The sequence below is a fragment of the Streptomyces sp. NBC_00122 genome, from assembly GCF_045160845.1.
Lineage (GTDB): Bacteria > Actinomycetota > Actinomycetes > Streptomycetales > Streptomycetaceae > Streptomyces.
The window spans coordinates 6,939,736-6,964,652 of record NZ_CP108191.1; the positions used below are offsets into that span (position 1 = coordinate 6,939,736).

Below are 24,917 nucleotides of genomic sequence, written 5' to 3' on the forward strand. Positions count from 1 at the left end.
CACGGGGCCGCGAAAGGGACCCATGAACCCTGCGTACGCGACCGTCGACCACCTCTTCACCGTCCCCCTGGACCACGCGGCCCCACACGGTCCCACCATCCAGATCTTCGCCCGCGAGGTCGCCGATGCGCGCCGGGCAGGCGGGCGGCTGCCCTGGCTGCTCTATCTGCAGGGCGGCCCCGGCGGCAAGTCGCCCAGGCCGTCGGCGGGTTCACCGGGCTGGCTGCCCCAGGCCCTGAAGACCCACCGCGTCCTCCTCCTCGATCAGCGCGGCACGGGCCGCTCCACCCCCCTCACCGCCCGGGCGGCCTCCCGCTTCGCCTCACCGGCCGGGCTGGCCGGCCATCTCGGCCACTTCCGCGCCGACTCGGTCGTCGCGGACGCCGAACTGATCCGCCGACAGCTGTGCGGCGACGAACCCTGGGAGACCCTCGGCCAGAGCTACGGCGGCTTCATCACCCTCACCTACCTCTCCCGGGCCCCCGACGGACTACGGGCGTGCTACGTGACCGGCGGCCTGCCCGGCCTCTCGGCCACCGCCGACGACGTCTACGCCCGCACCTACCCCCGGGTGCGGGACCGCGTCCTCGACTTCTACGCCCGCTACCCCGACGACGCCGCCCGGCTGCGCGAGATCGCCCGCCTCCTGACCGCCACCGAGGTGCGCCTGCCCGACGGGGACCGGCTCACCCCCAACCGCCTGCGCACGCTCGGCCTCGCCCTCGGCATGGGCGACGGCTTCGAGCGGCTCCACTGGCTTCTCGACGAATCCCTCGACGAGGAGGCGAAGCCGACCGACACGTTCCTGCACCAGGTGATGGCACTGACCGGCTTCACCGACAATCCGCTCTTCGCCGTCATGCAGGAGACCCTGTACGGCCAGGGCGCGGGGCCGACGGGCTGGGCGGCGTCCAGAGCCCTGTCGGCCTTCCCCGAGTTCGCCGAGGACGCCGACCCCCTCCTGCTCACCGGAGAAATGATCTACCCCTGGATGTTCCGCGAGATCCGGGGCCTGCGCCCCTTCGCCGAGGCCGCCGAACTGCTCGCCGAACGCCCCGACTGGCCACCGCTGTACGACCCCGACCGCCTCGCCGCCAACCGGGTCCCGCTCGCCGCGGTCGTCTACCACGACGACATGTACGTGGACGCCGGGCTCTCCCTGGGCACCGCGAGAGAGGTCGGCGCCACCCGGGTGTGGGTCACCAACGAATGGGAGCACGACGGCGTCACCGCCTCCGGCGGCCGCGTGCTCTCCCGCCTGATGGACCTGGCCGCGGGCCGCGCGTAGCGACGCGCGCCAAGGACCCCGTACCCCTCAACCTGCCTCCGACGGGAGAGACATGACCACCCCGCTCCGCCGCCTGCGGCCGCTCGCCGCGACCGTCGTTCTCGTCTCCTGCCTGGCCGCCCCCACCGCGGCCGCGGCCCCCGGCTCACCGCCCCCCGCCGCCCGCTGCGCCCTCCCCGGCCGGACCGGCTGGACGGACGAGGGCCACGACACCGACCGGACCCAGTTCCAGCCCGCCACCGGAACCCGCCGCGTCCTGACGCTGTACGTGGACTTCCCCGACGCCCCGGCCGCCGACTCCACCGAGCCGTACGCCGCTGCGCTCGCCCCGGCCGCCGACTGGATGGGCCGCGCGAGCCACGGTCGTCTGCGAGTCGACAACACCCCGCTGCACCGCTGGATCCGGATGCCCGCCGACTCCACCTCCTACGGCTTCGCGCGCGGCCTCACCTTCGAGGCCCACGAGAAGTACCTGCGCGACGCGATCACGGCCGCCGACCCTTACGCGGACTTCTCCCGCTACGACATGGTCTACGTCGTCCCCGCCAGGACGGCGACCGCCATCCCCTTCTCGCCGACCTACCTGTACGACCCGGCGGGCCCCGGCATCACCGCCGACGGCACCCGCCTCAAATGGGCCGTCACCTTCGGACAGGACATGTGGCGCTGGGGCCACAAGGTCGCTGCCCACGAGACCGCCCACACCTTCGGGCTGCCCGACCTGTACTCGTTCACCGGAGCCACCCACCAGTACGTGGGCGGCTGGGACGTCATGGGCGACATCGCGGGCCACGCCCCGCAGTACCTCGGCTGGCACTCCTGGAAGCTCGGCTGGACCCGAGACGACCAGGTGGCCTGCCTGCCCGGCTCCGGCCGCCGTACGGTGTCGCTGACCCCGGTGGAACGTCCCGGCGGAACCAGGATCGCCGTGCTGCGGACCGGTGAGACGACGGCCTACGTGGCGGAGTCACGCCGCGCCCAGGGAAACGACGCGACCGCCTGCTCCGCCGGCGTCCTCATTTACAAGGTCGACTCCGCCGTCCGGACCGGTGAGGGCCCGGTGCGGGTCATGAACGCGCCCCCGGCCCGAACCACGACCCCGACCACCGGCTGCACCCCGACGGACCTGGCCGCGTACGCACCCGGACAGACCTTCACCGATCCCGCGACCGGCGTGCGCATCGACGTCCTCGCGGGCGGACGGATGGGAGACACGGTACGGATGAGCAGACGGTGACTCCGGCGGGCCGCACGGGTCGCGGCTCAGCGGCGGTGGATCCGGTCGACGCCGTACCACTTCGACACGCAGGCGGCGACCCAGTCCCGCTCGTAGCTGCCGGTGAAGAAGGGCTCGGCGAGACCGCCGATGTACAGGGGCCGGTAGCCCACGTCCGTGGCGCCCCGTGCGGCCTCGCTCCGGATGCGGGAGTTCTGGGCGTCCCAGGCCACGGAACGGGCGACCGTCGTGGTCGTGAGCTGCTGGACGTTCGGGACGAGCGCGGCCACCGAGGCCAGCGTCAGGCAGCCCGCCGCCACGGCGCCGGCCGCGAGGACCGGGCCGGCGGCGCGGCGGCCCGAGAGCCACCGGCCGCCCCACGCGCCCAGCAGTGCGCCGTACCCGCAGAGCGCCAGTTCCATCGGCACGAGAAAGCTCGTCCAGCTGCGGGCGTACGTCCACCCGCTCGGGCCGTAGCCGCTGCGCAGGCCCACCACCACCGCGAACGAACCCAGCACCACCACGGGCACCGGGAGCAGGAGCAGGGCGATCAGCACCTTGCGCGGGACGGTCCGCCGCGGCTCCCGCCTCCCGGGCGTGGGCCCGCGCAGCCCGGTCGCCAGGCCCAGCAGGACGCCGACCGCGGCGGCTCCCAGGTAGGCCCACTGGCCGGTGACGGAGTCCCACATGCGCAGCCAGTCCTCGTAGGCGCCCCCGAGTTCTGCCGCGGAGAGCACGGACTCCTTGTCGGGCTGCTGCGCCCGGCGCCACCGGGCGCCGGGGGAGGTGTAGAGCACGACCAGACCGCAGAGGAGGCCGGAGCACCAGAGCAGGCACCAGGTGAACGGATGCCAGCTCCGCGCCAGGCCGAGGCGGGGCACGGACAGCAGCCCGACCGCGGCGGCGAGCAGCCCGCTGACGAGCGCGAACGGCTCGCTCAGGGTGCCGAGCGCGAAGCCGATGAGGAACGCCGAGGTGAAGCCGGCCACCCGGACGGCGGCACGGGGATGGCGGACGGTCCGGACGGCCAGCAGGAACGCCCACAGGCCGATGACGCTCGGAAGGGTGTGGGAGATCGTGGCGGGGGCCCACAGCAGTACCTGATAGCTGCGGGTGCCCGCGAAGTAGAGCAGCGCCTGGACGGCCAGGGCGCAAGCGGTCAGCACCAGCACAGGGGGCCTGCCGCCGAGGAACCGGATGAAATGACACCCCAGCAGGACCAGCCCGGCGGTGAAGGCGACGGCTATGACCGTCGGCAGGATCTTGGTCCCGGCCAGTCCGTCGCCGTAGACGACACCGCTCAGGAAGGCGTTGGCGATCCTGCCGTTCTGGGTCATGTAGAAATCGGACGTGATGCCGAGGATCCCCAGATCGCGGGCCTTCCACGCGGCACACCAGTCGTCGGAAGCGGGCCGTACGTAGAGACCGAGGAAGCATCCGACGGCGACCAGGGCTCCGGCCGCCGCGACGAGCGTCGCCCCGGCCGCCGGGAGGAGCCCGCGCGGGAGGGGGCGGCGGCCGGTTCCCTGGCCCACCGCGGAGGAAGGGGTCCGGACGTCCTCGCCCCGGGCCGCAGCAGCGTTCATTCACCACCCCTTCGCAGCGGGGCCGGCCGGTGAGTCGGCCGATGCGCCCGCCGACTGCGGCGACCGCACGGCCCGCGAACACCCATGATGGGCACGGTTCGCGGCCACCGGCATCCCGGGCGGGCCAGGACGGGCACGCGGCCACGAAGCCCTCGGCACCCCTCGTTCACCCGGGCGGCGGGTGTTCCGTGGCAGCCTCCGCACGGCTCTTCCAGGATGGGGAATCCGGGTCCGCGCGTACGCACGCCCGGCGGAGGGAGTGACGATGCCCGGTGTCCTGCTCGGTTGTTGGGCGGTCGTCACAGCGGCCTTGGCGGGGGTCACCGTTCCCGTGTGTACCGGGAGCCACGGGAGCGGCGGTGAGGTCGAGCGCAGTTACGCGCCCGTGGCGATGCTCGCCGCCCGCACCGTCGGTGTGCTGTCCAACACGACCGCCGCCGAAGGCGTTCCGCCTGCCGTCGCCAGGGGCGCGCGGTACGTCGACGGGAGCAACGTCCTGCGGCTCGCGTCCGGCCGGTGGATGTACCTTCCCGCCGCCATGACGACGTCGGCCGTGGTCCCCGCCGACCACCCGCCGGCGATGCAGCAGATCGAGCAGAGCCGCGCCTGGCTGGCCTCCGGCCGGGTCCCGGGCCGGTCGCCCGTGCAGCGCGCGGCGGCCGAGCGGGCCCTCCTGGCCATGCGCGCCCTGCTCCGGCCGAACGGCGCCATGGCGGCGGGGTGGAGCCCCGGCTGGAAGTACTCCTGGCCGCGCGACTCCAGCTTCGCCTCCGCCGCGTTCGCGCACACCGGCCACGACGCCGAGGCCTACCGGATCCTGCGCTACAGCGCCGCGACCCAGCGCAGCGACGGCACCTGGGAGGCGCGCACGGAACTCGACGGGTCCGGCCCGCCCGACGGCAGACGGTGGCAGCTGGACGCCAACGGCTGGGTCCCCTGGGCGACCTGGCAGTGGTACCGGACCGCCCCCGGGGCCACCCGCCACGCCCGGCTCATATCCCTTTACCCGATGATCCGCAAGGCGGCCGACCACGCGGCGGGCTCCCTGCGGGGGGACGGGCTGCCCCCGGCCTCCCCCGACTACTGGGAGCTGATGACGACCACCGCGAACATCGGTACGGCCGCGCCGCTGCTCGCCGGGCTCAACGCCTCCGCGGACCTCGCCCGGGAGGCGAACCGGCCGGACGACGCGGCGCGCTGGGCCCGGGCCGCGCGGCGGCTCTCCGCCGCGATCTCCGCGAACTTCCTTCCCCTGAGGTACCAGCGCACCACCGACGGACGGCACGGGCACGACAGCGCGGTGACCTTCATGGCACCTCCGTTCAACACGGCCCCCGTCGGCCTGCCCGGGGCACTGGACGCCACGTACCGGGCGCTGCTCCTGCCCAACGGCGGGCTGACCCCGGGAAACGACCCCGCCGCGCCCTGGGGAGGAAACGCCTGGACGCCCAGTACGGCGTTGTTCGCGCTCGCATGGGCCGGGACGGGCGAGCCGGCGAAGGCCGGACAGGTCCTGGACTGGGTCCTCTCCAAGAGGAACTCGCTCGGGGAGCTGCCGGAGAAGGTGGACAAGGAGGGCAGGGCCGTTTCGGTCGCTCCCCTCGCGTGGACGGGTTCGATCGCCGTCCTGTCCCTCGTGGCGCTCGACGGCACGGCGCTTCCGACCCCGCCCCTGCGGCCGTAGTACGCGCCTTGCGGGTCAGGGACTCAGACGGGCTCCGTCCCGTCACCCGGCGGCGGCGCGGTGCGGACCCGCTCCAGTGCGGCCAGGAGGTGCCGATAGGCGAGCCTTTCGGCCGCCACCGCCCGCCCGAGCGGAAGGTAGTGCGGATCACGGCGTGACCGGGCCTGTGCCGCGGCGGCGAGGCGTAGCCGCCTCGCCCGGTCCACCTCGTGCCTGGCCCCGACGTACGCGTCGTCGAGGAGCCGGTGGTCGAGGACCTCGGCGAAGGCGCGCTCCGCCAGGGCGTCGAGCCGGTCGAGTGCGTCGGCACAACTCTCGGGGACCGTCCCGGCACAGCCTTCTTCCAGGGTCCGGGACATCGATCGCAGGGTCGCCCCGAGCTCCGGGTACCCCCACGACGGAGCGGCGTCGTTCCGGCACCCGGCGGCGAGGGCGACCAGTACGGCGGCGGAAGCCACGGCGCGCAGCGTTCCCGGTCCCGCGCGCCCGCGAACGGTGGAGCAAGGGGTCATGGGAGCCCCGATCGCCGCTGGTCAGGTGGTCAGCTGGTCAGGAGGCGGCCTCGGCCGGGCCCCGACGTGGTCCGGCGGCCATCCTCGCCCACACCGGTCAGGGCTGCCACACGGCCGCCGCGCGCGCGGCCTGCGCGATCGCCGGAGGCCGGACCGCCCGGTGCCACGGGGAGGAGGGCGGGCGGCTGCCGGGCGGCGCGGACCCGGCCGGGGGAGCGGTCGTCACGTGCAGACCGGCGTCCAGGCCGAGCGCTGCGGCGACGGCCGTGCCGTCCGGCTCGGCCACGGCCGCCGGTGCGCCCGTGTAGAGCATCTGTGACTCGTACCAGGACGGCGCGTCGTCCGGGCCCGAGATACCGACCGTGCCCACGCCCGCGCGGCCCGCGAGTACCTGGCCCGCGACGCCGACGGCGCCGTAGCCGCCCTCGCCGCCCACCTCGCTGACCGGGGAGAACGTCGGCGCGGGCGAGCCCGCGGTGGCCAGGCTCGTACCGACGGTGCCCGTCCCGGGGTGGCGGAAGTACAGGCGGACGCCGTCGCCCTGCGGGCTCGCCGAGAGCGGACCGGTCGTCGCCGGCAGCCCCGTCGGGAAGGGGCCGCTGAGCGGGGCGTCCGGGGCCGGCTGGACCCAGGCCAGCACGGTCCGGTCCGTGGCCGCGTACACGTGGCGCCGCCCCGCCCCGTCGGTCGCGGTGACCGGGTCGCCCTGCAGGCCGGCGCCGCCCAGGGCCTGCCACGCTTCGAAGGTGCCGTCCGGGGCCGCTTGTGCGCGGGCGTGCAGGGTGCGCAGGGAGTCGCGTACGTACACGGTCATCCGGCCCGCGGGGTCGACGGCGACGGACGGCGCGCTGATCGCCGAGGTGCCGGATATGTCGACCTTGTCCGGGGTGCCCAGCGACTGCCACGGGCCGAAGGCGCCGTCGGGCGCGGCCTGGACGGCGTACACGAGGTCGCGCCCGTACTCCTGGGGCGTGGTGCCCAGGGTGGTGCGGGTGCCGAAGACCGCGATCCTGCCGTCGGGGAGCCGCACCGTCGTCGCGCCCGCGTCGATCCCGTCACCGGGGAGGAACTGGGGCCCCTGCCAGGGGGCCTTGGGGCCGCTGCGCGTCCAGTACGCCATCCGGCCGTCCAGGGCGGCGAAGGCCCACAGCCGGCCGGAGGCGCCCTCGGCCATCCAGGAGGTGCCGTCGCCCCGGCTGTAGCGGATCGTCTGGTTCCATCCGGCGCCAGTGGGCCGGGTGGCGGTCTTGCGGTCGCCGCAGCCGGCGGGGCTGCCGCACCAGTCCTGGTGGTCCGTCCAGGCGTAGGTCTTGAGGTACCCGAGCTTCTCCGCGGCCGCCTGCGGGTCGAGCGTCGGGGGCAGCGAGCTGTTGGGGTAGCTCACATAGTTCTGGACCGAGAAGTGCGGCCGGTCCGTGGTCTTCGCGTAGCGCTCGGCCGCGGCCTGCACGAACCGGGCGCCGTAGATGTGGTCCTGGTGGTCGAGGAAGACGCCGCCGCCCTGCATCCGGCCGGGCGTCGGGTCCTGCGTCCGTATCGTGGTCGGCCGGTACATCGCGAAGACGGATGCGATGGCCTCCACGGCCTGGTCCTTGGTGTACGAGAACCAGGGCTTGACCGGCGTTCCGGAGGTCAGCTGGGCGCCCAGCGCGGGAACCCTGCCGTCCCACAGTCCGCGGAGGCTGTCCGGATTGTCGCCGGAGATGCTGCGCGCCTCGCGCAGCTGCATCCACACCAGGTTGACCTCGGGCCTGGCGACGAGGACGTCCACCTCGGCGCTCCCGCCGCCGGCGGTGGGTACGGACGTGCGCTGCCAGACGCTGGTGCGCTCGCCCGTGGCCATCTCCGCGTAGGCGGCCCGTATGCCGTTCTGCCGGGCCTCCGCGTAGGCGGCGCGGTCGGCGGGGCCCGCCGGGTCTTCCAGGTGCGGGCTGTGGGCCTCGTTCCTGCCGTCGGACTCGCCGGAGGTCAGGTAGACGGTGGTGACCTTGACGCCGGTGGATATGGAGCGGCTCAGGTCGGGGTTCATGAAGAAGAGGTCGTCGTCGGGGTGCGCGACGACCTGGAGGGCCGTGCCTTCGGTCACACTCGGGCGGAGGACCACCTCGAGGGCGCCCGGCTCCTGTGTGGTCCCGTATCCGTAGGCCCAGGTCGTCACCCCGGCGGCGCCGACGGTGAGCGCGGCGAGCAGGGCAGCGATGCGGGTGCGGCTGGCCAGGGACATCTGCAACGCCTTGAGGATCGGTCCGGTGCGGAACTCTGCCGAGGGGGTGATTCGGCGTCCCGATGGCTCCACCGCTTCCGGAGACGACCGGGCCCGATTATGTCTCGGGCGTTCGCAACTGACACACCATCAAGGGGCATATGACGAGAAATCAAGCTGAATGCGATGCATATCCTTCTTGCCCTATTTGCCACCCCTTGAATTGTGGACATAACGGGACAAAGAGGTGGCCTTCATGGCGTGGGACGTGGCGATTCGCACACCCGCGGCTTGCGCGCGACGGGCGCCTGACACCCGCCTGGTGACTGCGACACGGAGGCCGGCCCGGCGGGCGGCCCGGCAGCCGGATACGAAGGCGGGACGGGCGGGCGAGGTGCCGTCAGGGCCGAGGACAAGGACCCGACGCCCTCCGGGTCCTGGGGGTCAGAGCGTCTCGCTCAGCGAGTCCGCCAGCCGCCGCCGAGCCGCCCGCGCCGCAGGCAGCGCCGCCGCCGCCACCGCACCCAGCACCGCCCCGACGATCACCGTCAACAGCACTGGCAACGGCGGCAGCTGGGCGATCCCCGCGCCGATCCCGCTCGACGCGCCCTGAGCGTTAACCAGCCAGCTGCCGGACAGCGCACCCACCGTCGTCCCCACCACCGCGGATACGAGCGCGGTCAGACCGGCGGCCGTCACGATCATCGACCCGATCTGCCGGGGGGTCAGCCCGATCGCCTTCAGCGCGAGCAGGTCCCGGCCCCGGTCGCGTACGCCCGTGCCGATCAGCGTCAGCAGTTCGGTCAGCCCGATCAGTGCCAGCACCGCGATCAGTGCGGCGATCACTCCGCGTGCCGGTTCCAGCCGGTCGGCCGGATTGGGCGTCTCCCGGATCTCCAGCGTTCCACCTGCCGCCACGGCGAGCGTGCCGCTCACCGCCCGGGGGTCCGCCCCCTCGCGCAGCACCAGGGCATGGAACTCGGGCCGCAGCTGCGGATCACGCTCCCGCAGTGCGTCGATGGTCGTGGTGATCACCCGGCCGCCGGATTCGGGTTCGATGGTGCGGCCGACGAGGTGCAGGATCTGCGGCCGCCCCTCGACGGTCATCCGCACCCAGTCGCCGACCCGCACCCCGAGGAGGTCGAGCAGCCCCTGCCCGGCCACTGCCTCGTCCGGACCGCCGACCGCTCGCCCTTCCACCACCGCGGAGGGATACGGGTGCCGGGCCGTGCCCAGCCCGCGGAGCGTGATGGTGCCGGTCTGCCCGGGCACGAGCGCCGCCATCTCCGCGCCCGGATGGACCGCGGCGATGTCCGGGATCGTCGCGAGGGTCTTCTCCAGCTCCGCGTCCGACGGCCCGGCGGGCTGCTCCGCCCGTACGGTCAGCGCCGCGGGCAGACCCATCTGCGCGGGCCGGCTGCGGAACTGGTCGAGCGTCGACCACGCGACGAGCGCGACCGTGATGAGCACCATCGGCAGGGCGAGCCGGGCCACCGGTGCGAGCGTCCGGCCGCGCCGCGGGAACGCCGCACGCCACCCCAGGACCATGGCGGGGGGCACCCGCATGCCGAGCGCCCGTCTGCCGAGCGCGGTCATCGGCGCGGCCGACGGCAGCGCAGCCCGGGCCACCGGAACCGGTGGCACCCGTCCGGCCCGCCAGGCCGAGAGCCCGGTGGCGGCCGCGATCAGCAGCACCGCGCCGCAGGGGATGCCGATCATCAGCGCGGTGTGGCCGGGCAGGTCCTGCCACATCGCCGCCGCGTCCCCGATCCGCCCCGGTATCCGGGCACCCAGCAGGGCGATCGCCGCCGTGCCGAGGGTCACACCGAGGAGCGCGAAGGCCAGATGCTGTACGAGGAAGCCGCGTGCCACCTGGCCGGGGGTGAAGCCGACGGCTTTGAGGACGGCGATGTCCCTCAGCTGGCCGCGGACCCGGGCGCCGATCGCTCCCGACGCGGCGAGCGCCGCCGTGAGCAGCGCGCCGAGCCCGAAGACGGCGAACATCTGCCCGAGGAGCCGGTCGTCGCCGCCTGCCTCGGCCCGGGCCTGCTGCCACTTGGTGACCTGGGCCACCCGGTCGGCACCGAGGACGGTCACGGCGCGCTGGACCATGAAGTCGGTGTCGTCCGGATCCTCCAGGCGCAGCCCCACGCTCTGCCCCGTGTCTCCACGGGCGATCTCGTCGAGGGTGCCGGACAGTACCCAGCCGATGCCGGGTCCGCCGCCCGGCTGGTAGCGGGGCTCGGCCACCTCGGCGATCCCGCTCACCCGCAGCGTGTGCGGGGCACCGTCCGGTCCGGTGACCCGCACCGTGTCGCCCGGCTCCGCCCAGAGCGTCCGCGCGACCGAGGTCTCCAGCACGACGGTGCCGGCCCCGGCCTCGGCCTGGGCTCCGCCGTCCGGCCGGGCGAGCCAGCTGCCGGCGGTGACGAGCGGCCGCCCGGTTGCCGGAGGCAGCGCCTCGGCAGCGCGGAGCGTCACCCCGGCCCGCGCGCCACGCGACTCGACCGTCGTCGCCGCCGTGCGGTAGGGCCCGGAGAGGGCGGCGATCCCGTCCACGCCGGACAGGGCCTTCATGTCCGCCCCGGCGCGGGTGTGCAGCCAGATGTGCGCGCCCTGGGACTGGTTGAAGATCCGCTGCCACGGGTTCGCGGCGTAGCTGAACAGCGCGCCGGCCAGCAGGAGCGAGGCGATGATCCCGGCGCTGGCCAGCACGACGAAGAGGGCTTCGCCGCGGTGTGCGCGGAAGTCGGCGTGCGCCCAGCGCAGCGTGGCCCGCACGCTCACTCCTTCAGTTCGAGTACGCCGCGGACGCCACCGGCCGGCTCGCGGCGCCCGGCGCCGAGCTGGGCGTCGTCGGCTATGCGCCCGTCGAAGAAGCTGATGACACGGTCGGCGGCGCTGGCCATCCGGGCGTCATGGGTGACCATCAGGATCGTCTGGCCGCGCTGGTGGAAGCGGGAGAGCAGCCGCAGCACCTCGCGGGTGCCCTTGCTGTCGAGGCTGCCGGCCGGTTCGTCGGCGAGCAGCAGCGTGGGGTGGTTGACCAGCGCGCGGGCGAGCGCGACCCGCTGCTGTTCGCCGCCGGACAGCTCGCCGGGCATCGACCGCTCGCGGCCTTCGAGGCCGAGTTCGGCGAGCAGTTCCGCGCGGGACTCGCGGGCGGCCTTCGGAGAGGCGCCGGCGAGCAGGGCGGGCAGTTCGACGTTGTCGGCGACGGTGAGGTTGGAGACCAGGTTGAAGAACTGGAAGACGACGCCGATGCTGCGGCGCCGCAGTACCGCCCAGCGGGCCTCGCGGTACTCGTCGACCCGCTCTCCGCCGAGCCACAGCTTCCCGCTGTCGGGCCGCTGGAGGCCGCCGATCAGATGCAGCAGCGTGGACTTGCCGGCTCCGGACGGCCCGGTGACCGCGACGAACTCGCCCGGCTGGACGGACAGGTCCACCCCGCGCACGGCATGTACCGCCGCGCCCTCGCCGTGGTGCGTCTTGGTCAGGCCCTCGGCGCGCACGATGGGCACGGCAGGAGCGATGGCGTCGTCGCTCATTCCAGCTCCTCCTGGCAGCGTTCCAGCCAGTCGAGGTCGGCCTGCAGATGCAGCATGGCGCCCTCGATCAGCAGTTGGGAGATCTTGTTGTCGCGGTCCTCCGCTGCGGCCAGCTTGGACAGGTCCCGCATGGTGTTGAGGTACTGCCGCCGCTGCTTGTTGATCAGCGCCACCGGATCGGCCAGACCCGACTGCGGTGCGAGCGCGAGCTTCATGAAGAACTCGTCCCGTACCCGGGGCTCCTCCGCGGTGTCCTCGAACCAGGCCAGCACGGCCTCGCGCCCGGCGTCCGTCAGCTTGTACGTACGTTTGTTGGGCCGGCCCGACTGCTCGACGTCCTCGCCTTCGATCAGGCCGCTCTTCTCCAGCCGGCCGAGGGTGACGTAGATCTGGCCGACGTTCGGCTGAGGGTACGCGGCGCCCAGGAGCTTCTCAAGGTCCTGCTTCAGCTCGTAACCGTGCGCCGGGCTACGGGTGAGGAGTGCAAGGAGCGCCAGCCGCACTCGCTCCCCCTCCTTCCCGCTCCGTAGTCAACAGTTCACCCGGCAACGGACCGAGTGGCGCCGCCGTCCGTCTCGTCTGCCTGGACGTCTAGTATCGCCCATGCCTAACGGGTATATATAGGCCGCGATGGTCGGCGGCGCAGCCGGATCGTGCACTGGGAGGAATCTATGCGGTGGATGCGTGCCGCGGGTAGAGCTCTCCTGGTCGCGGCGGTGGTGCTGGCGGGATACGCGGGTTTCGGCGTGCGCGCCGACACGGGCGTGGCCGCCGGGGGACGCGGCCCCCTGACGCTCGTGACGGCGGGCGACCTGACCGACTACCTCTCCCCGCTGCTCGACGACTGGAACCAGGGCCACCCCGGCGAGCACGTCACGCTCGTCGAACTGCCCGACTCGGCCGACGAGACCCGGGCCCAGATGATCAGCGAACTGCGATCGGGCCGCGACCGGTTCGACGTACTGAACATCGACGTCGCGTGGACGTCCGAGTTCGCGGCGGCCGGATGGATCTCCCCCCTGGAGCGCGACCGCTTCCCGCTGGACACCTTCCTGCGGCCGGTCGTCGACACCGCGACCTTCGACGGCAGGCTGTACGCGGTCCCGTACGTCACCAATGCGGGCCTGCTCTACTACCGCAAGGACGTCCTGGACCGGGAGGGCGAGCAACCGCCGCGCACCTGGGCCGAGCTGGTGCGCCAGGCGCGCACGATCGCCCCGAAGTACGGACTGGACGGCTATGCCGGCCAGTTCCTGCCCTACGAAGGGCTCACCGTCAACGTCACCGAGGCGGTGCACTCGGCGGGCGGTTCGATCCTGCAGGGCGACGGCACCCGGGTGAGCGTGGACTCCGGCGCGGCGCGCGCCGGACTGCGGTTCCTCGCGGACGGTGTGCGGGACGGCTGGATCTCCCGCGACGCGCTCGGCTACAAGGAGGAGGAGTCGCGGCGGGCGTTCCAGGACGGCCGGCTGCTCTTCCTGCGGAACTGGCCCTATGTGTACGCGGACGCGAGCGCGGAGGGATCGAAGGTCGCGGGCAGGTTCGGCGCCGTACCGCTGCCCGGACCCGACGGGCCCGGCACCAGCGTGCTGGGCGGCTCCAACCTCGCCGTCAGCAGCACGTCGCGGCATCCGGCGTCGGCGGCCGATCTGATCTCCTACCTCACCAGTGAACGGGTCCAGCGGCAGGTTCTCGCCGAGGGCTCGCTGCCACCGGTGCGCGCCGCGCTGTACGAGGATCCCGAGCTGATCCGCGCGTATCCGTACCTGCCCACGCTTCGCCAGAGCGTGCTGTCGGCGGTGCCGCGCCCCAAGAGTCCGCGCTACGACCAGGTGACCCTCGCCGTGCAGGCCGTGGCGCAGGACCTGATGGCGCAGCGCCAGACTCCCGACCAGGCAGTGGCGCGGCTCGCGCGCGAACTCGGGACCATCTCCCGCAAGGGCTGATCGCACTCTCCTCCGCCTCCCCTGAGGGCCTCTACTTACATGTTAAGTAGAGGCCCTCAGTCGTGCATGCGGACATCTCGCACAAATCATCCCAGCTTTCGGCTGTTTCTGGACACATCGTTGACACCTTCCCGTCCCTGCTACTTAACATGCATGCATAACAGCGCACCTGATCCAGGGCGCTCTCGCATTCAGCAGAAACAGGTCGACGCGAGATGCTCAGCACCCTTCCGGCCGACACCGGCCACCCCTCCCGCACCGCCGCCCCGGCTGCCCCCTGGTGGCGCGACGCGGTGATCTACCAGGTCTACGTCCGCAGCTTCCTCGACAGCACCGGGGACGGCGTCGGCGACCTGGCCGGCGTACGGGCCGGGCTTCCCTACCTCAGGAAGCTCGGTGTCGACGGCATCTGGCTCAGCCCCTTCTACCCGTCGCCGCAGCACGACCACGGCTACGACGTCGCCGACTACTGCGGCGTCGACCCCGTCTACGGCGACCTCGCCGAGTTCGACCGGCTGGTGTCCGACGCCCGTCGGCTCGGGTTCAAGCTGCTGCTCGACATCGTCCCCAACCACTGCTCCAGCGAGCACCCGTGGTTCCGCGAGGCGCTCGCCGCCGGCCCGGGCAGCGCACCGCGCTCCCGCTTCCACTTCGCGCCCGGCCGCGGCCCGGACGGGGCGGAGCCGCCCAACAACTGGCGCGCCATGTTCGGCGGTCCCGCCTGGAGCCGGATCACCGAGCCCGACGGCACCGCCGGAGAGTGGTACCTGCACCTCTTCACGCCCGAGCAGCCGGACCTGAACTGGCGCGACCCGGCCGTGGGCGACGACTTCGAGCGGGTGCTGCGCTTCTGGCTGGACCGCGGTGTCGACGGCTTCCGCATCGACGTCGCCGCCGGACTCTTCAAGCACCCCGAACTGCCCGACTCGGACGACCCGGAAGCCGACGAGCGGGCCCGTGACGCCGTCAACCAGCTGGCCTGGAACCAGCCCGAGGTCCACGGCGTGTGGCGCCGCTGGCGCTCGGTGTGCGAGGAGTACACCGCCCGGGACGGTCACGAGCGGCTGCTGGTCGGCGAGGTGTCCGTGCCGACCGCACGCGAGCACGCCGAGTACGTCCGCCCCGACGAACTGCACCAAGCGTTCTTCTTCGACCTGCTCAGCGCGCCCTGGGACGCCGACGCCTTCCGCGCGACGATCACCGAGGCGATACGCGACATCGCCGGCACCGGCTCCACCGTCACCTGGGTCCTCAACAACCACGACCAGGTCCGCACGGTCACCCGCTACGCGGGGGAGCCCGGGGTGGAAGGCAGCGGACTGGGATCCGCCCGCGCCCGCGCCGCCGCCCTCCTGATGCTCGCCCTGCCCGGCGCCGCGTACGTCTACCAGGGCGAGGAGCTCGGCCTCCCCGAGGTCCTCGACCTGCCCGACGAGGTCCTCACCGACCCGATCTTCCACCGCACCGGCAGCCGCAAGCACGTCCGGGACGGCTGCCGCGTGCCACTGCCCTGGTCCGGGCACGCCTCCCCGTTCGGCTTCAGCCGGGAAGCGGTCGGAGCCAAGCCGTGGCTGCCGCAGCCCGAGTGGTTCGCCGAGCACGCCACCGACCGCGCCCTGGCCGACACCCGCTCCTTCTGGCACCTCTACCGCGACGGACTCCAACTGCGCCGGACCCTGCCGCAGCTCGGCGACGGCACCCTGCGCTGGCTGGACGCGCCGGCGCAGGTGCTGGCGATCGCCCGCGGCGAGGGCCTGGTCTGCGCGGTGAACTTCGGCACGGAGCCGGTGCCCGCCCCGGTCCCCGGCACTCCGCTGCTCGCCAGCGGCCCCTGTCCCGACGGCGTGCTCCCCGCGGCGACCGCCGCCTGGTGGACGGGCGAGTGCCCGGCCCCCTGACCCTGACCTCCCCCTCCCCGCGCGAAACCCCTCCAAGTGAAGCCATGACCCACCCCGTGGCCCCGGCCTTCCTCGAAAAGGACCTCATCATGCGACGACCCAGCAAGACGACCCGACGGACCGCTGCCACCGGGGCGGCCGCCCTCGCCCTCGCCCTCGGTGCCACCGCCTGCGGCGGCACCACCGGCCCCGCGAGCGGCGGTGAACTCAGCGGCCAGACCGTGACCGTGGCAGGCGTCTGGACCGGCAGCGAGCAGAAGAACTTCAAGAAGGTCCTGGACGCCTTCACCGAGAAGACCGGCGCCACGACGGTCTTCGTCCCCTCCGGCGACAACGTCTCCACCTTCGTCGGAAGCAAGATCGAGGGCGGCAACGCCCCCGACGTGGTGATGGTTCCCCAGGTGGGTGTGCTCCGGCAGTTCGCCAAGGAGGGCTGGCTCCAGCCCCTGTCCGACCAGGCCGCCAACACGGCCGGCTCCACCCTCGCCCCGGTGTGGAAGAACTACGGCACCGTCGACGGCACGTACTACGGCCTCTACTTCAAGGCCGCCCACAAGTCCACCGTCTGGTACGCCCCGCAGGCGTTCACCCAGGCCGGCGTCAGCGAGCCCAAGAGCTACACCGACCTGCTGAAGGCCGGCCGCACGCTCGCCGACTCCGGCCGTCCGGCCTTCGCCATAGCCGGGGAGGACGGCTGGACCCTCACCGACTGGTTCGAGAACATCTACCTCTCCCAGGCAGGGCCGGAGAAGTACGACCAGCTCGCCCAGCACAAGCTCAAGTGGACCGACGAGAGCGTCGTCAGGGCGCTGACCACCCTCGGGGACCTGTTCAAGGACAAGCAGCTCGTCGCCGGCGGCGCCCAGACGGCGCTGGGTACCGACTTCCCCTCGTCGGTCGAGCAGGTCTTCGGCCCCGAGCCCAAGGCGGGCATGGTCTACGAGGGCGACTTCGTCGGCGGCGTCGCCAAGGACCAGTTCGGCAAGCAGCCCGGCAAGGACGCCAAGTTCTTCCCGTTCCCCGCGGTCGACGGCGGCAAGGCACCGGTCGTCAGCGGTGGTGACGCGGCCGTCGTCCTCAAGCAGGGGAAGAACAGCAAGGCGGGCATGAAGCTGCTCGAATTCCTGGCCGGCCACGAGGCGGCGGAGGTCTGGGCCGGCGCGGGCGGCTTCCTGTCCCCGAACATCCAGGTCGACATGGCCGCGTACGGCGACTCCGTCACCCGCAGCACCGCCGAGTCGCTCATCGCGGCGGGCGACTCGATCCGCTTCGACATGTCGGACCAGGCCCCGGCCGCGTTCGGCGGCACCAAGGGCGCGGGCGAGTGGAAGCTCCTCCAGGACTTCCTGCGCGACCCGTCGGACCCGCAGGGCACGGCCGCGAAGCTCGAAGCCGAGGCCGCCAAGGCCTACGGGAACTGAGGCGGCTCCCATGGCTGACACCGTGACCGCCCGCGCCCCGGCCGACGGGCGACGGCTGGCCCAGCGAAGGAAGCGCCGCCTCGCGGTCGTCTTCGTACTGCCGGCCCTGCTGCTGCTCGGCGCGCTGGTCGTCTACCCGGTCCTCTTCTCCCTCGGCCGCAGCTTCTTCGACGCGAGCGGCGACCGCTTCGTCGGAGCCGGCAACTACGCGGCGATCATCCGCGACCCGGCCACCCTCAAGGCGATCCGCAACAGCACCATCTGGGTCGTCGTCGCTCCCACCCTGCTGACCGGACTCGGGCTGATGCTCGCAGTGCTCACCGAGAAGGTGCGCTGGGCGACCGCGTTCAAGCTGGTGCTCTTCCTGCCGATGGCCGTGTCGTTCCTCGCCGCGGGCATCATCTTCCGGCTCGCCTACGAACAGGACCCGGGCCGGGGCGTGCTCAACGCAGCCGTCGTCGGCGTCCACGACACCTTCGACGACGCCGCCGCCTATCCGACCGCCCGTGCCCGGGAGGGCCAGGGCCTCACGGGCGGGGCGGGCGGCCCGTACAGCACCGAGGAGGCCGTACGTCCCGGCCGTTCGGTCAGCCTCGGCTTCGTCGGGGTGGCACCCGACGCGATGCCCGTCGGCGCGAAGGCCGCGGCCGCCCCGGCGCCGGGCACGGACGGCATCGGCGGAGTGGTCTACCTCGACTTCGCCCCCGGCGGTGCCGGCACGCCGGGCAAGGTCGACCCGGGCGAGAAGGGGCTGCCCGGCATGACGGTCGAGGCCGTACGGGACGGCCGGGTGGCAGCGACCGCCACCAGCGCCGACGACGGGTCGTTCCGCTTCACCGGGCTGGCAGACGGCGAGTACACCGTCAGACTGCCCGCGGCCAACTTCGCGGCCCCCTACCAGGGGGTGAACTGGCTCGGTCCGACGCTGGTGACGCCGGCCATCATCGGCGCTTACCTGTGGGTGTGGACCGGCTTCGCGATGGTCCTGATCGGCGCCGGCCTCGCGGCCATCCCACGCGACGCGCTGGAAGCCGCGCGGATGGACGGCGCCACCGAGGGCCAGATCTTCCGCAAGATCACCGTGCCGCTGCTCGCACCGGTACTCACCGTCGTCTTCGTGACCCTGGTGATCAACGTGATGAAGGTCTTCGACCTCGTCTACATCATCGCGCCCGGACCGGTCCTGGAAGAGGCGAACGTGCTGGCCACCCGGATGTGGCTGGTCTCCTTCGGTGGCGGCAACGACCAGGGGCTCGGCAGCGCGCTCAGCGTGGTGCTCCTCCTGCTGGTCGTCCCGGCGATGGTCTTCAACATCCGGCGTTTCCGAAGGAGTGGAGCATGAGCGGCCACAGCACCATCGAGCGCCGACCGCCCCGGCGGGCGGCCACCCGGCGGGCGGCGACGGTCCGGCCCGTGCCCGCACCGCCCGTGCCCGGGCCGCGGCGCGGGAACCGGCTGTCGCGCCTGCTGAGCAACTCCGTCGTCCAGGGTGCGCTGATCCTTGTCGCCCTCGTCTGGATCACGCCGCTGGCGGGCCTGTTCCTGTCCTCGATGCGCTCCGAGCGGGACAACGCCTCCGACGGCTGGTGGACCGCGCTCACCGATCCGTCCCAGCTGTCCCTGGACAACTACAGCGCCCTGCTGAAGGACTCAGGCATCGCGGCGGCCTTCGGGAACACCGTCCTGATTTCCGTACCCACCACCTTCCTGGTGGTCACCATCGCGGCACTCGCCGGATACGCCTTCGCGTGGCTGGACTTCCCCGGCCGGGACGGCATCTTCCTGGTGGTCGTCGGGCTGCTGGTCGTACCCGTGCAGATCGGGTTGCTGCCCGTGGCCAAACTCTTCGGCGCGGTGGGACTGTTCGGCTCGATCGCGGGCGTCGTCCTCTTCCACGTCGCCTACGGGCTGCCGTTCGCGATCTTCCTGCTGCGCAACTACTTCGCCGAGATACCGAGAGAAATGCTGGAAGCCGCCCGGATGGACGGCGGCAGCGAGTGGCGGATCTTCTCCCGGCTCGTGCTGCCGCTCGGCCGCCCGGCCATCGCGAGCCTGGCCATCTTCCAGTTCCTCTGGGTCTGGAACGACATGCTCGTGGCGCTGCTCTTCGCGGACAGCGGGTCCCAGCCGCTCACGGTCGCGCTGCAGTCCCAGATGCGGCAGTTCGGAAGCAACATCGGCGTCCTCGCACCGGGGGCCTTCCTGTCCCTGGTCGTCCCGCTGATCGTCTTCTTCGCCTTCCAGCGGCACTTCGTCCAGGGCGTGATGGCGGGCTCGGTGAAATAGCCGCACCCGCCCGCCTGGCAGCGGGTGAGCGGTGAACGGTGAACGGTGACAGCACGAGGCCCCGGGACGTCCGTCCCGGGGCCTCGCCGTGCATTTCGCGCTGACGCCGGCTCACGGAGAGGTGACGGCCTGCTCCAGCAGGCCGTGCAGGACGCGCTGCTCCTGCGGCGTGAGGCCGGACAGCGGGGAGTCCACGGCGAGGAGTGCGAGGAGGCGTGTCCGCAGTGCGGTGCCCTCGTCGGTGAGGACGAGGTGCTTGGCGCGGCGGTCGGTGGGGTGCGGGTGGCGCTCGATCAGGCTCTGCTTCTCGAGCTTGTCGACGACGAAGGTGGTGTTGGAGGGCTCGCAGCTCATGCGCTCGGCGAGCTCCCGCATGGTCATCGGCCCGCTCATCTCCCGCAGCGCGGTCGCCTGGGACGCGGTGAGGCCCAGGGTGGCGGCGCGCTCCCGTACGTGCTCGGCGATCCGCTGGGCCAGTCCGTTCACCAGACCGCACAGCTGCCGCTCGGCGAGGACCTGCGACTCGGGGGGCGTCGTCATGGCACCACCCTAGCAAGTCCGTCAAGACAACATATTTACAACTTGAATGATTCAAGCTTGATGTTTATGGTTGCCGTCGTCGCCGCGGGAAACGCCCCGCGGCGACGTGATGACGACTCATGGGAGAGCACTCATGGCTGACTTGACGGTGGATCAGGACGTACGACTGCGCCGGCCGGCGGGGATCCGCTCGATACGGCTGGGCGACACGAAGGTGTCGTACGTGCCGGACGGCGACGTGCGGCTCCGTCCGCTGCAACTGCTCCAGGACACCACCGACGAGGTGTGGGCCGCACACCCGGAGTACCTGGACGCCACGGGCCACCTCGTGGGGAGCGTCGGCGGTCTGCTGGTGGAGCACGGCGACCGCGCGCTGCTGATCGACGCCGGCTTCGGCCCGCAGACGCACGAGGAGCCGGACGGCCCCCTCGGTACGATCCACGGCGGCGCACTCCCGCGCAGCCTTGCCGGGCTCGGCCGGCGCCCCGAGGACATCGAGGCGGTGGCCTTCACCCACCTCCACGCCGACCACCTCGGCTGGGCCTGCCATCCCGCTCCCGGCGGCGTGCGGCCCGTGTTCGCCCACGCCGACTACTTGATCTCCGAGCCGGAGTGGGAACGGCGCGACCTCCTGGAGGCCCAGGGCATGACCGAGCAGGTCGCGGCCCTCGCGCCGCGGGTACGTACGATCACGGACGGGGAGGAGATCTTCCCCGGCGTACGGGTGCGGATCACCCCCGGCCACACCGTCGGGCACGCCGAGTACGTCATCACCGGGGGCGGACGGCGTCTGATCGCCTTCGGTGACGCCGTGCACTCACCGATCCAGATCGACCACCCCGGCTGGTCCTCGGCCTTCGACCACGACGGCACCCGGACCGCCGACCACCGCCACCGCCTCGTCGCCGAGCTGGCGGAGCCCGGCACGATCGGCTTCGGCGTCCACTTCGCCGATGTGGTGTTCGGACACGTCCGGCACGACGGGGACGGCCCGGCCTGGCAGCCCGTGGACGCCTGAACGCCCTTGCCCAAGGCATGCCGTAGGGCAGGATGGCTCGGTGAGCATGTACGTCTTCGCCGACTGGGGCGGCTTTCCGGACTCCGTGCCCGCCGCGGACGCCGCCACGCCGCGAAAGGTCCTGCCTGCGGCGGCCGTCAGGGACGCCGACCCCGCCGCGAGCCCGCCGGAGCTGCGTACCGTCCCGGGTGACAAGGTCTTCGTGTCCTCCCGGGACACCGCCAGGCTGGAACGGTTCTGCGCCGAGAACCGGATCCCGGTACGCCGCCGCCCCGACATCTGGGGCGACCTGCTCGAACCGTTCCTCGACACCCGGTTCGACGGTCGGCACCAGGCGGAGACCCTGGACTGGCTGGCGCGCAACGGGGTCGGGCGGGCCGAAGCGGACCGGATCCGCGAGCGGGTCGGTCCCCTCATGGCCGCCTACAACGGCGTGCACTGGGACTGGTTCCACCTCGGCCTCGCCGACCTCCTCGACGCGGCCGCCTCCGATCTCGTCCCCGCCGAACTGCGCATCCGGCCGCAGGACCGGGCGGCCTTTCGCGCCTGGGCGATGGAGATCGCCGACCGGCCCGATTCGGAGGACGCGGCCGAGCCGCCCCTTCCGGATCTTGCTCCCCCGGCTGTCTCAGCGGCCTCGGGGAAGTAGGGCACGTCCCCGAGGCCGCTTAGTCCTTCGAGTCCTGCTTCCAGTCCTGGACGAGGAGCCCGAGCAGCACCTCGTCCAGGAACTCGCCCATCACCCAGGCCGAGGAGCGCAGCACGCCCTCGCGGACGAAGCCGTTGCGCTCGGCGGAGCGCAGCATCGCGGCGTTGTCCGACAGCGTCTCGATCTGCAGCCGCTGCAGGCCGCGCACGACGAAGCCGTAGTGGCACAGCGCCGCGACCACGTCGGTGCCGTAGCCCTTGCCGCGGCAGGACGGCAGGAGCCCCAGCCCGATGTGAGCGCAGCGGTTGTGGTTGTCGATGCCCCACAGCACCGCGCTGCCGACCAGCGTGCCGCCCTCCAGTTCCACCACCGAGAACTGGACGTGACCCTGCTCCTTGTCGTCCACCACGAGCCGCGGATCCTTCGACCCGGGCGTGATCGGCCGCCACGGCCCGCTTTCGGCCCGCGAGGAGTTGACCACGTCGTCGTAGAGCTCGGTCCGCAGGATCGGGATGTCGTCCTCGTGCCGGGCCCTGAGCCCGACCTTGCTGCCTTTTAGCATGCAAGTTTCCTATCCGACTCTGGTGGCCGGCGGCAACCCAATAGATCAAGTCCTCCGTGAAGCAACGGACTTGGCCGGCACGGGCGAGGGCGGCGACACCGTGACGGCACCGCCGCCCCGGGCCGGTCGGCTCAGGAAGTGACGTCGTTGATGATGTTGGCGATCACCCAGATCACCCAGGCCACGGGCAGCAGCACGGCAAGGCTCGTCGCACGCTTCAGCACCGGCGCCCCGGTCTGCAGCCGCGCATGGCCTCCGGACGGCTCGGGCAGCCGGTTCACCTTCCCCAGCGCCACCCGGTTGGCTATGAGCGTGAACGGCGTGAACAGCACCAGCGACAGCGGCGACCACCATCCCTGCCACAGCGTCCGCGCGGTCATCTCGCGGAAGTACGAGGTCCCGCACCCACGGCAGAAGGGGCCTTCCATCTTGTGGAATCGCATCAGCACCAGGAAGCCCTGGTGGAGACGGAAGGTCACCGGGACCGCCGGGAACGCCCCGCAATGGCGGCAGACCATCGCCGCCGCCCCCGGATGGCCCGGGCCGGGACCGGACGCCGGCCACCCCGTGGGCGGCTGGGGACCGTAGCCGGGAGGGGTCTGGCCCATGGCCGGACCGGCCGGCCACGACCCGTTTGGCTGAGGGGACGAGGAGTTGACAGTCATCAGGGAAATTCCTTGCGCATGAAACGGCGGCGCGCCGAGCACGCCACCTGCTATGTGGGAGCAGAGCAGGCACGGTTCACCCGATCACGGACGTCACTACGCCTTGTGATCAACGGATGATCCATGTCTGCGGCCCCATCATGCACGGGTGACGACCCGCGACCAATTCCTCTCCTCTACGTCCGCGTGCGGAGAGTTGGCACCCGCCGGGACCGGGTGGTGGAAGCCGAGCCGCGCGTCGTGCCACCAGGGGAGCCCGCGGTGGGAGGTGCACGACAGGGTCGGTCGGCAGCGAGCCGGGAGGCGGAAGCGGGTCCGCGGACCTACTGTGGTCAAAGAGGGGGCGGGCCGTTCCCTGCTCTTGAGGAGGCTGCCGTGGAGGAACACTTCGTCTGGGTGACGACGCGCCGCATCAAGGCCGGCGCCTTGGAGGAGTTCGAGAGGGCGTGGCGCCCCGGTTCCCACCCTGATGGCATGCGCCGCGCCTTTGCGTACTGGTCCGAGGACGGGCAGGAGATCACCGGAGTGTCCCTTTGGGACTCCCGGCAGGCGTGCGACGCGTGGCGGTCCTCCGACGCGGAGAAGCGACGGCGTGAGGCCATGGGCCCGTACGTCGAGGACGAACGGGAGGGCTTCTACGTCGGAGGCGAACTCGCCGTGCCGGCACGGTGATCCGTGCGGCCGCGCGACCGTGCCGCCGTGCGGCCGTCAGGGTCCTTGCGGCGGGCGGACGGTGAGGGTCCCCTCCGGGTCGTGGGTGATGTGGGTGGCGAAAGCCCGGCTGGTGCGGGCGAGAACCTCGTGGAGCCAGCCGGTGTCCTCACGTGAGGCGTGCCGCAGGCGCATCCGGTGGGCCTGCAGGGGGACGAGGCGGGCGTGGTCGAGCCGGCCCGTGTCCGGCTCCAGCGAGATGAGGTACAGCAGCCGCAGATCGTCCCTGTACTGCTCGTGGCCGCCGATGCCCTCGTAGTCGTCGATCAGGTCCCCGCAGCCGTAGAGGACCGGATGGCCCCGGTACACCTCGAACGGGCGCGGATGGTGCGAGGAGTGTCCGTGGACGACGTCCGCGCCACCGTCGACGAGTGCGTGCGCGAAGCGGATCTGATCGCGCGGGACGGCGTAGCCCCAATTGGAACCCCAATGGACCGACACGACCACGAGGTCGCCGGACCGTTTCGCCTGCCGGATGCGGCCGGTCACCTCGGCCGCGGCCGCGTCCGAGGCCTCGTCCGAGAGGTCGATCCCGCTCCGGTCCGCGGTGGCTGCCCAGCTGTGGGGGATACCGCTCGACGCCATGCCCAGGGAGTGGACCAGCAGGCGCCGGTTCCCGGAGAGGGAGAGGGCCGCGGGCCGCCGCGCCTCCTCCAGGTCCTGGCCCGCCCCCGCCGTCCGCAGTCCCGCGGCGGCGAGCGAGTCGAGGGTCTCGGCCAGCCCGGGGCGGCCGTAGTCCAGGACGTGATTGTTGGCGAGGACGGAGGCATCGGGACGGGCGGCGGCCAGACAGGGCAGGTTGGCGGGGTGCATCCGGTAGTGCACCGCCTTGCCGGGGGCGACATCGTCACTCTGGGTGACGGATGTCTCCAGGTTGAGGATCCGGGCGTCGGGCGCGGCCGCGTCGAGGAGGTCCAGGGCCTCTCCCCAGGGCCAGGTGAAGGGCGCCCGGCGCGGAATCGTGCCGTTCACCGCCTCCGCCAGCTCGACGTACGTGCGGGCATCGGTGACGTACGCCTCCGGCAGGGCCGGGTCGCCGGGGTGCGGAAGGATCTGGTCGACGCCGCGGCCGAGCATCACGTCACCGGCGAGGAACAGCGTCACGAGTTCACCGCCCATCTCTCCAGGCTAGGCCGCTGGGCCGGTGTCCCGCCGGGCGTGGGCCGGCCGCATGCCGCGACCGG

The 24,917-nt window shown here is 72.4% G+C and carries 21 protein-coding genes; 11 read left to right on the top strand and 10 right to left on the bottom strand.

Annotation, left to right across the window (positions count from 1 at the left end):
- Positions 1-22: 22 nt before the first annotated feature.
- Together OG737_RS31645 and OG737_RS31650 are read left to right on the top strand one after the other, a co-directional pair.
- The gene (locus OG737_RS31645) at positions 23-1,288 is read left to right on the top strand and encodes an alpha/beta fold hydrolase (protein WP_328929625.1); all 1,266 of its coding nucleotides are present in this window, start codon (positions 23-25) and stop codon (positions 1,286-1,288) included.
- A gap of 52 nt (positions 1,289-1,340) precedes the next feature.
- Entirely contained in the window at positions 1,341-2,525 is a 1,185-nt protein-coding gene (locus OG737_RS31650; protein ID WP_328929626.1) for a M6 family metalloprotease domain-containing protein, read from the top strand.
- A 26-nt stretch (positions 2,526-2,551) separates the two neighbouring features.
- On the opposite strand, the gene OG737_RS31655 is transcribed toward OG737_RS31650, so the two are convergent.
- On the bottom strand, positions 2,552-4,090 hold the full coding sequence (locus OG737_RS31655; RefSeq protein ID WP_405676770.1) for a DUF6056 family protein: 1,539 nt from the start codon (positions 4,088-4,090) through the stop codon (positions 2,552-2,554).
- 331 nt (positions 4,091-4,421) lie between these two features.
- On the opposite strand from OG737_RS31655, the gene OG737_RS31660 reads away from it, so the two are divergent.
- On the top strand, positions 4,422-5,774 hold the full coding sequence (locus OG737_RS31660) for a hypothetical protein (protein ID WP_328929628.1): 1,353 nt from the start codon (positions 4,422-4,424) through the stop codon (positions 5,772-5,774).
- Between the two features lie 23 nt (positions 5,775-5,797).
- On the opposite strand, the gene OG737_RS31665 is transcribed toward OG737_RS31660, so the two are convergent.
- From OG737_RS31665 to OG737_RS31685, 5 genes are all read right to left on the bottom strand, one after another.
- The gene (locus tag OG737_RS31665) at positions 5,798-6,232 is read right to left on the bottom strand and encodes a hypothetical protein (protein ID WP_405676768.1); all 435 of its coding nucleotides are present in this window, start codon (positions 6,230-6,232) and stop codon (positions 5,798-5,800) included.
- Positions 6,233-6,383: 151 nt separating this feature from the next.
- Positions 6,384-8,510, bottom strand: a complete 2,127-nt coding sequence (locus tag OG737_RS31670) for a PIG-L family deacetylase (RefSeq protein ID WP_405676766.1) — start codon at positions 8,508-8,510, stop codon at positions 6,384-6,386.
- Positions 8,511-8,933: 423 nt separating this feature from the next.
- Positions 8,934-11,270, bottom strand: coding sequence for an FtsX-like permease family protein (locus OG737_RS31675; RefSeq protein ID WP_328929631.1), 2,337 nt, complete (start codon positions 11,268-11,270; stop codon positions 8,934-8,936).
- Between the two features lie 2 nt (positions 11,271-11,272).
- Positions 11,273-12,037 (bottom strand): ABC transporter ATP-binding protein, encoded by a 765-nt coding sequence (locus OG737_RS31680; protein ID WP_328929632.1) that lies wholly within the window; start codon positions 12,035-12,037, stop codon positions 11,273-11,275.
- Positions 12,034-12,540, bottom strand: a complete 507-nt coding sequence (locus tag OG737_RS31685; RefSeq protein ID WP_189743464.1) for a PadR family transcriptional regulator — start codon at positions 12,538-12,540, stop codon at positions 12,034-12,036. Before OG737_RS31685 ends, OG737_RS31680 begins: the two co-directional genes overlap by 4 nt.
- 168 nt (positions 12,541-12,708) lie before the next feature.
- On the opposite strand from OG737_RS31685, the gene OG737_RS31690 reads away from it, so the two are divergent.
- The 5 genes from OG737_RS31690 to OG737_RS31710 all read left to right on the top strand — a co-directional run bounded on the left by OG737_RS31690 (position 12,709) and on the right by OG737_RS31710 (position 19,588).
- Positions 12,709-13,983, top strand: coding sequence for an ABC transporter substrate-binding protein (locus OG737_RS31690; RefSeq protein WP_405922283.1), 1,275 nt, complete (start codon positions 12,709-12,711; stop codon positions 13,981-13,983).
- 215 nt (positions 13,984-14,198) lie between these two features.
- Positions 14,199-15,881 carry a glycoside hydrolase family 13 protein gene (locus tag OG737_RS31695; RefSeq protein WP_328929634.1) on the top strand — a complete coding sequence of 561 codons (1,683 nt, stop codon included), beginning with the start codon at positions 14,199-14,201 and terminating at the stop codon, positions 15,879-15,881.
- 89 nt (positions 15,882-15,970) lie between these two features.
- Positions 15,971-17,302 (top strand): ABC transporter substrate-binding protein, encoded by a 1,332-nt coding sequence (locus OG737_RS31700; protein ID WP_328929635.1) that lies wholly within the window; start codon positions 15,971-15,973, stop codon positions 17,300-17,302.
- Between the two features lie 10 nt (positions 17,303-17,312).
- Positions 17,313-18,644 carry an ABC transporter permease subunit gene (locus OG737_RS31705; protein WP_328929636.1) on the top strand — a complete coding sequence of 444 codons (1,332 nt, stop codon included), beginning with the start codon at positions 17,313-17,315 and terminating at the stop codon, positions 18,642-18,644.
- Entirely contained in the window at positions 18,641-19,588 is a 948-nt protein-coding gene (locus tag OG737_RS31710; RefSeq protein WP_328929637.1) for a carbohydrate ABC transporter permease, read from the top strand. Before OG737_RS31705 ends, OG737_RS31710 begins: the two co-directional genes overlap by 4 nt.
- Positions 19,589-19,699: 111 nt before the next feature.
- On the opposite strand, the gene OG737_RS31715 is transcribed toward OG737_RS31710, so the two are convergent.
- Positions 19,700-20,128 (bottom strand): MarR family transcriptional regulator, encoded by a 429-nt coding sequence (locus OG737_RS31715; protein ID WP_328929638.1) that lies wholly within the window; start codon positions 20,126-20,128, stop codon positions 19,700-19,702.
- Between the two features lie 133 nt (positions 20,129-20,261).
- Here OG737_RS31715 and OG737_RS31720 point away from each other — a divergent pair, with 133 nt between their 5' ends.
- Together OG737_RS31720 and OG737_RS31725 are read left to right on the top strand one after the other, a co-directional pair.
- Positions 20,262-21,146, top strand: a complete 885-nt coding sequence (locus tag OG737_RS31720; RefSeq protein ID WP_405676761.1) for an MBL fold metallo-hydrolase — start codon at positions 20,262-20,264, stop codon at positions 21,144-21,146.
- 40 nt (positions 21,147-21,186) lie between these two features.
- The gene (locus tag OG737_RS31725; protein WP_405676759.1) at positions 21,187-21,795 is read left to right on the top strand and encodes a hypothetical protein; all 609 of its coding nucleotides are present in this window, start codon (positions 21,187-21,189) and stop codon (positions 21,793-21,795) included.
- A 19-nt stretch (positions 21,796-21,814) separates the two neighbouring features.
- Here the strand turns inward: OG737_RS31725 and OG737_RS31730 are convergent, their stop codons facing one another.
- The gene (locus tag OG737_RS31730) at positions 21,815-22,357 is read right to left on the bottom strand and encodes a GNAT family protein (RefSeq protein WP_328929641.1); all 543 of its coding nucleotides are present in this window, start codon (positions 22,355-22,357) and stop codon (positions 21,815-21,817) included.
- 131 nt (positions 22,358-22,488) lie between these two features.
- The gene (locus OG737_RS31735) at positions 22,489-22,836 is read right to left on the bottom strand and encodes a hypothetical protein (protein WP_328929642.1); all 348 of its coding nucleotides are present in this window, start codon (positions 22,834-22,836) and stop codon (positions 22,489-22,491) included.
- A gap of 561 nt (positions 22,837-23,397) precedes the next feature.
- Between OG737_RS31735 and OG737_RS31740 the strand changes: the two genes are divergently transcribed.
- Positions 23,398-23,694, top strand: coding sequence for an antibiotic biosynthesis monooxygenase (locus OG737_RS31740; protein WP_328929643.1), 297 nt, complete (start codon positions 23,398-23,400; stop codon positions 23,692-23,694).
- Positions 23,695-23,730: 36 nt separating this feature from the next.
- Here the strand turns inward: OG737_RS31740 and OG737_RS31745 are convergent, their stop codons facing one another.
- Positions 23,731-24,852 (bottom strand): CapA family protein, encoded by a 1,122-nt coding sequence (locus OG737_RS31745; RefSeq protein ID WP_405676755.1) that lies wholly within the window; start codon positions 24,850-24,852, stop codon positions 23,731-23,733.
- Positions 24,853-24,917: the final 65 nt, after the last annotated feature.